5 protein-coding genes are annotated in these 7,058 nt (G+C 71.1%); 2 read left to right on the top strand and 3 right to left on the bottom strand.

The window, feature by feature from the left end; all coding sequences use genetic code 11:
• Position 1 precedes the first annotated feature (1 nt).
• The 3 genes from ACFY04_RS21560 to ACFY04_RS21570 all read right to left on the bottom strand — a co-directional run bounded on the left by ACFY04_RS21560 (position 2) and on the right by ACFY04_RS21570 (position 2,854).
• Entirely contained in the window at positions 2–520 is a 519-nt protein-coding gene (locus tag ACFY04_RS21560) for an O-acetyl-ADP-ribose deacetylase (protein WP_389118791.1), read from the bottom strand.
• Positions 520–1,938, bottom strand: coding sequence for a phytoene desaturase family protein (locus ACFY04_RS21565; protein WP_389118793.1), 1,419 nt, complete (start codon positions 1,936–1,938; stop codon positions 520–522). Before ACFY04_RS21565 ends, ACFY04_RS21560 begins: the two co-directional genes overlap by 1 nt.
• A gap of 91 nt (positions 1,939–2,029) precedes the next feature.
• The gene (locus ACFY04_RS21570; RefSeq protein WP_389118795.1) at positions 2,030–2,854 is read right to left on the bottom strand and encodes an inositol monophosphatase family protein; all 825 of its coding nucleotides are present in this window, start codon (positions 2,852–2,854) and stop codon (positions 2,030–2,032) included.
• Between the two features lie 467 nt (positions 2,855–3,321).
• Here ACFY04_RS21570 and ACFY04_RS21575 point away from each other — a divergent pair, with 467 nt between their 5' ends.
• Both ACFY04_RS21575 and ACFY04_RS21580 read left to right on the top strand, forming a co-directional pair.
• Entirely contained in the window at positions 3,322–3,609 is a 288-nt protein-coding gene (locus ACFY04_RS21575) for a hypothetical protein (RefSeq protein ID WP_389118797.1), read from the top strand.
• A gap of 1,026 nt (positions 3,610–4,635) precedes the next feature.
• A partial coding sequence (locus ACFY04_RS21580) for an Ig-like domain repeat protein (RefSeq protein WP_389118799.1) occupies positions 4,636–7,058 on the top strand: 2,423 nt, incomplete at its 3' end.

Below are 7,058 nucleotides of genomic sequence, written 5' to 3' on the forward strand. Positions count from 1 at the left end.
CTCAGGCGGCGGCCGCCACCGCCGTCTCGAAGGCCTCGTAGGCGGCCGCGCCGAAGAGCACGAACCGCACCTCCTGCACCTCGGTGCGGGCGCCGCGCACCGTCTCCACCGCGATCCGCGCCCCGTCGTCCATCGGCCAGCCGTAGATGCCGGTGGAGATGGCCGGGAACGCGACCGTACGGGCCCCCAGCTCGTCGGCGATCCGCAGCGACTCGCGGTAGCAGGAGGCCAGCAGCGCCGACCGGTCCTCCTCGCGCGACCAGACCGGGCCCACCGTGTGGATGACGTGCCCGGCGGCGAGCCGCCCGGCCGTGGTGGCGACGGCCCGGCCCGTCGCCAGCCCCTTGCCGTAGTGCGAGCGCCGCAGGTCCTCGCAGGCCGCGAGGATCTCCGGCCCGCCGCGCCGGTGGATGGCTCCGTCGACCCCGCCGCCGCCGAGCAGCGAGGAGTTCGCCGCGTTGACGATGGCGTCGGCCTTCTCCGCGGTGATGTCGCCGCGGACCAGGGTGATACGGACCATCAGGAGCCCTTTCGCAGGTGCCGCCAGACCGCCTTGGCGGCGTTGTGCCCGGACATGCCGTGCACGCCCGGGCCCGGCGGGGTGGCGGAGGAGCAGAGGAAGACGGCCGGGTGGGCCGTCGTGTACGGGGTGAGGGAGAGCTTGGGGCGCAGCAGGAGCTGGAGGCCCGAGGCGGCCCCGCAGGCGATGTCCCCGCCGACGTAGTTGGGGTTGCGGGCGGCGAGCTGGGGCGGGCCGGCCGTGGCGCGGGCGAGCACCAGGTCGCGGAAGCCCGGGGCGAAGCGCTCCAGTTGGGATTCGACGGCCTCGGTGAGATCGCCGTCCCAGCCCGCGGGGACATGTCCGTACGCCCAGAACACGTGCTTGCCCTCGGGCGCCCGGCCGGGGTCGACCAGGCTGGGCTGCGCGGTGATGAGGAAGGGGGTGCGCGGGGCCCGGCCGCCGGAGGCGAGCTGCAGGGCGGCGTCGATGTCACGGGCGCGCGGACCGATCTGGACGGTGCCGGCGCGGCGCGGCGCCTCGGCCGTCCACGGGACCGGTCCGTCCAGCGCGTAGTCGAGCTTGAACACGGAGGCGCCGTACCGGTAGCCGTCGTACGCGCGCCCCAGGCGGGCGATGCGGGCCAGCGCGGTCGGCGAGGTGTCGAAGACGTAGGCGCGGGCGGGCGGGAGGTCGTCGAGCCGCTTGACCTCGAAGCCGGTGTGGATGGTCCCGCCGAGGTCGCGAAGGTACCCGGCGAGGGCGTCGGACACGGACTGCGAGCCGCCGCGCGGCATGGGCCAGCCGTTCGCGTGCGCGGCCAGCGCGAAGACCAGGCCCACCGCGCTGGTGGCGATCCCGCCGAGCGGTGCGATGACGTGGGCCACGAGGCCCGCGAACAGCGCCCGTGCCCGTTCGTCGCGGAAGCGGCTCAGGAGCCAGGTGGCGGGCGGCAGCCCGGTGAGCCCGAAACGGGCGAGCGTGAGCGGGTCCCGGGGCAGCGCGGTGCTCGGCAGGGACATGAAGTCCCGGGCCAGGGTGTCCCATTTGCCGAGGAACGGCCCGACCAGACGCCGGTAGGCACCCGCGTCGCGCGGCCCGAGGGACGCCGCCGTCTCCGCGACCGAGCGGGACAGGACCGCGGCCGTGCCGTCGTCGAAGGGGTGCGCCATGGGCAGCGGGGCGTGCAGCCACTCCAGCCCGTACCGCTTCAGCGGCATCGTGGCGAAGACCGGCGAGCCGGCCCCGAGCGGGTGCACCGCCGAGCAGGGGTCGTGCCGGAAGCCGGGAAGGGTGAGCTCCTCGGTCCGGGCCCCGCCGCCGACCGTGCCGGCGGCTTCGAAAACGGCCACCGAGAAGCCGCGCCGGGCCAGTTCGACGGCGGCGGTCAGCCCGTTCGGCCCCGCCCCCACCACGACCACATCGAGAATCGACGGCACTTGCGACTCCTTCGTCTCCGGCGGCGCCTGCGCCTCCAGGATATTCCGCCGCCCGGACCGTCCGGACCCGGCCGGACCGCACCGGACCCGGTCAGGCGCCCCGGAGCAGCTCCCGGATGCGTACGGTGGTGGCCTCGTCCCGCCCGACCGCGAACGGCAGCGCGTTGTCCCGGTCCACCCGGAAGGGGACCCCGTCGACCGTGCTCTGCGTCCCGCCGGCCTCGGCGACCAGCAGCAGCCCGGCCGCGTGGTCCCAGGCCGAGGGCCAGGTGAAGGCCAGGCCGTCCATCTCGCCGCGGGCCACCTTCAGGTACTCCAGGCCCGCCGAGCCGCAGGGGCGGGCCGCGACCCCGGGTACGTCCAGCCGGGCCAGCGTCCGCTTGTTCTCGTCACTCGTGTAGAGCGGGTGGGCGATGGCGACCCGCAGCGCGGCGCCCGGTTCCGGCGAACCGCTGTGGATCCGCTCGCCGTTGACGTACGCACCCTGCCCGCGCACGGCGGTCGCCAGCTCCTCCAGCGCCGGGGCGTAGGTCCAGGAGGCGAGGATCTCCCCGCGCAGGGCCAGGGCGACCAGGGTGCAGAAGGCGGGGTCGCCGTTCACGAACTGGCGGGTGCCGTCGACGGGGTCGACGATCCACACCGGGGCGTCCGCGCGCAGCGCCGCGTACACCCCGGGGTCGGCGTGCACGGCCTCCTCGCCGACCACGGCGGAGCCGGGCAGCAGCAGGGTCAGGGCGGCCGTGAGGTACTCCTCGGCCTGGCGGTCGGCCACGGTCACCAGGTCGTGGGGGCCGTTCTTCTCGTCGACCTCGTGCTCGGCGAGCTGCCTGAATCTCGGCATGATCTCGATCGCCGCCGCCTTGCGGACGGCCTCTTCCACATCGGACAGGCCATGGGCCAGGAACTCATCGATCATGCCTCCAGCAAAGCACGCCCGACCGACAAACCCCACTGCCATTCCCGTACCGGCCCCTGGACACCGGGTGTCCACCGGGTGAAGCGGCCCCGGGGAAGGCAGGTCTCGCGCGGCGGGCTCCGTCGCCCCGTGTCCGCTCGCGCCGCCTTCGAGCACGTTCCCGGCGGCGATCCGCTGTGAGGGAACGACGACCCGTACAGCGAGAGCCAGTTCACGAACTCGAAGTACGCGGGCGACCGCCCCGAGCGGTTCGGCCTCCCGAAATGCCGCAGACGTCATGAATTAACGATCCGGCCAAGCGCAGGAAACCCACACCAGAGGCCACATGGCGACACAACCGTCTCACCCGACTCGAAATCTTCCGCACGGCACTCAGGCGGTTACCCGCATTCCCGGCCGACCCGACCTCCCGTCGGATTCGAGAAAACGCGAGAGGGGAGGAGAGCGGAAACCCTACGATGAATTCCATGAGTGCGCTGATCTTCCTCCTGTCGCTCGGCATAGTCTGTCGCGTCACCCGATTCATCACCAAGGACGCCCTTGCCGCGGGGTTTCGCTCCCGGATCGCCGACCGTTTCGGCGAAGACTCCCACCCGGCGTATCTGGTCACCTGCGGATGGTGCGTCAGCATCTGGGTCGCGGGCGCCGTCACCGTGCTCGCCCACTGGGCCGGTGGGGAAACGTGGTTCCAGGCGGGCGCCACGGCGCTCACTCTTTCCTACCTCACCGGCCTCGCCGCCAACTGGCTTGATTGACAGCCACGTTGGGATAATCCGGATCATCGCCGCCACGTATAAGTATGACTATATGGCGGCGAGTGTCGGCGTGCGGTGCCCGGGGATAAAGGGTAAAGGGAACGGGCCGGGGGCCCGGCCCTACCCCGGAACTCCCCCGGCCCTCCCCTTGACCGGCCGCCGGAGCGGCCGAACAGAAGGAGGAAGACCATGGCATGCAACTGCGGACGCGCCAGCCGGTCCACGTTCGTCTACCGACTAGTCCTCCCCAACGGGGTCACGCGCCAGTACCCCACGCGACAAGAGGCCGACGCCGCCAACAGGAGGGCGGGCGGGCACGGTTCCATCACGGCGGTCCGCCAGTAGGCCCGCTGTCTGCACCGGGAAGCGGCGGGCTCCCGTGGACGCACGTCCTCCGGGACGCCACGGACACACAACGGGCCGTACGCCGCACCGCACGACCGCGCCGGTGACACGGCGCGGGCCCCGGTGGGCACCCCGCCCCCACCCCGGCGGACCGCCGGAAGGGTAACGCCCCACCAGCAGCCCCTCGGCGTACCGGACGGCCGGTGCACCGAGGGGCTGCGGCATGCCGTGGCACCCCTGGAATTGCGAATACCGCGGAGGAATACCACGGTTCGCTCAGCGCGGAATCCTTTCTCTTCCGCCCGTGAGTCCGCCAGACTGTCCTGGGAGCGCGAGTACGCCCCGGCACCGCCCAGCTATCCACCCGGAAAACGACGGAAAGGGAAACCTTTCCTCTCGCGAGAATGCATCAAGGCGCCGCATAATCCGGGTTTATCGCCTCTCGTGCGCCTGAGTGCGCTGAGCCGAACGAGTGGTGTTTTGTTCACCCATCTAGCCCAAGTCCTCAGCCGGAAGGCCTACTGCTGATATCGGCAGGTGATGTGCCCCGACTCCGCGTGGACAAGGGCTCTTAACGGAACGTCCCACCAGTGTTTTCTCGTGCGTTCCGTGCTCCGCCAAGCGCCATACGGGCGAAGAGAATCATCTGCTTCCGCGGGTCATCCGAAAGGGAGCCACACCATGGCCAGTTCGACCACCACCGTGACCTCGGCACCGGATCCGTCCGTCTTCGGCCAGTCGGTCACCTTCACCGCCACCGTCCAGCCGGAAGTCGCCGGCCCCACCCCGACCGGCAGCGTCGAATTCATCGTCGACAGCGTGCCCGTCGTGACGGTGCCGCTCGACGTGAGCGGACAGGCCCAGTACACGACTAGCGGTCTGGAGGTCGGTCTCCACTGGATGGAGGCCAACTACTCCGGCGACGCAGAGTACGACCCGTCCACGGGTGCGGACACCCAGGAGGTCACCCTCGCGAACACCACCACCACGCTGGCCTTCGACCCCGAACCCTCGGTCTGCGGCGAGACGGTGACCGCCACCGCCCAAGTGACCCCCGTTCCGCCGGGCGCGGGAACCCCCACCGGGCTGGTGTCCTTCATCGTCAGCGACGACGGTCCGGTGCTGACCGCCCCCGTGGACGTGAACGGGCAGGCGCAGGTCAGTTTCAGTGGCCTGGACGTCGGCTTCCACCAGGCAGCCGCCTTCTACACCGGCGACGCGGACTTCAACGGGTCGAACTCCCCGCTGACCCTCCACGTCGTCAACCCCGCGCCCGTCTCGGTCACCGTCTCGGCGAACCCCGACCCGTCGGTGTGCGGTGAGACGGTGACGCTCTGTGCCACTGTGGCACCGGTCTCCTCGGGCGTCGGCAATCCGTCGGGCTCGGTGACCTTCACCGGCCCCGGCGGGCTCAACGAGACGGTGGCGCTGGACGCGGGCGGCACGGCCTGCGTCACCACGACCGTGCTGGAGACCGGCACGGTCACCGCCTCCTACGGTGGCGACGAGTGCTACGCGAGCGGGACCGGCACCTTCGACGTGACGGTCAATCAGGCGTCGAGCACGGTGTCGGTGACGGTGGAACCCAACCCGTCGGTGTGCGGCCAGTCCGTAACGGTGTGCGCCACCGTCACCGCAGTGGCACCCGGCAGCGGCACCCCCACCGGAACCGTCACCTTCACCGGCCCCGGCGGACTGAACGAGACGGTGACGCTGGACGCCGGCGGCACGGCCTGTCTGGCCACGACCGTGCTGGAGACCGGCACGGTCACGGCCGCCTACAACGGCGATGGATGCTTCTCCTCATCGACCGGCACCGCACCGGTGACCGTCAACCAGGCCGCCAGCACGGTATCGGTGACCGTGGAACCCAACCCGTCGGTATGCGGCGAGACCGTAACGGTGTGCGCCACCGTCACCGCAGTCGCACCCGGCAGCGGCACCCCCACCGGAACCGTCACCTTCACCGGCCCCGGCGGACTGAACGAGACGGTGCCCCTGGACGCGGGCGGCACGGGCTGCCTGACCACCAGCAGCCTCACCAGCGGCACGGTCACGGCCGTCTACAACGGTGACGGATGCTTCTCCTCATCGACCGGCACCTTCGACGTGACGGTCAACCAGGCATCGAGCACGGTGTCGGTGACCGTGGAACCCAACCCGTCGGTATGCGGCCAGTCCGTAACGGTGTGCGCCACCGTCACCGCAGTCGCACCCGGCAGCGGCACCCCCACCGGAACGGTCACCTTCACCGGGCCCGGCGGACTGAACACGACCGTGACCCTCGACGCCGGCGGCACGGCATGCCTGACCACGACCGTGCTGGAGACCGGCACGGTCACGGCCGCCTACAACGGTGACGGATGCTTCTCCTCATCGACCGGCACCGCACCGGTGACCGTCAACCAAGCCGCCAGCACGGTATCGGTGACGGTGGAACCCAACCCGTCGGTATGCGGCCAGTCCGTGACGGTCTGCGCCACCGTCACCGCAGTCGCACCCGGCAGCGGCACCCCCACCGGAACCGTCACCTTCACCGGCCCCGGCGGACTGAACACGACCGTACCCCTGAACGCAGGCGGCACGGCATGCCTGACCACGACCGTGCTGGAGACCGGCACGGTCACGGCCGCCTACAACGGCGAGGAATGCTTCTCCTCGTCGACCGGCACCGTGGACGTGGCGGTCAACCCGGCGTCGAGCACGGTGTCGGTGACCGTGGAACCCAACCCGTCGGTATGCGGCGAGACCGTGACCGTGTGCGCCACCGTCACCGCAGTCGCACCCAGCAGCGGCACCCCCACCGGAACCGTCACCTTCACCGGCCCCGGCGGACTGAACACGACCGTACCCCTGGACGCGGGCGGCACGGCATGCGTCACCACGACCACACTGGAGACCGGCACGGTCACCGTCTCCTACACGGGTGACACCTGCTTCCTGCCGTCGACGGGTTCACTGGACGTGACGGTCAACCCGGCGTCGAGCACGGTGTCGGTGACCGTGGAACCCAACCCGTCGGTATGCGGCGAGACCGTGACCGTGTGCGCCACCGTCACCGCAGTCGCACCCGGCAGCGGCACCCCCACCGGAACCGTCACCTT

Source organism: Streptomyces sp. NPDC001549, assembly GCF_042894025.1.
In the GTDB taxonomy this organism is placed as follows: domain Bacteria; phylum Actinomycetota; class Actinomycetes; order Streptomycetales; family Streptomycetaceae; genus Streptomyces; species Streptomyces kutzneri.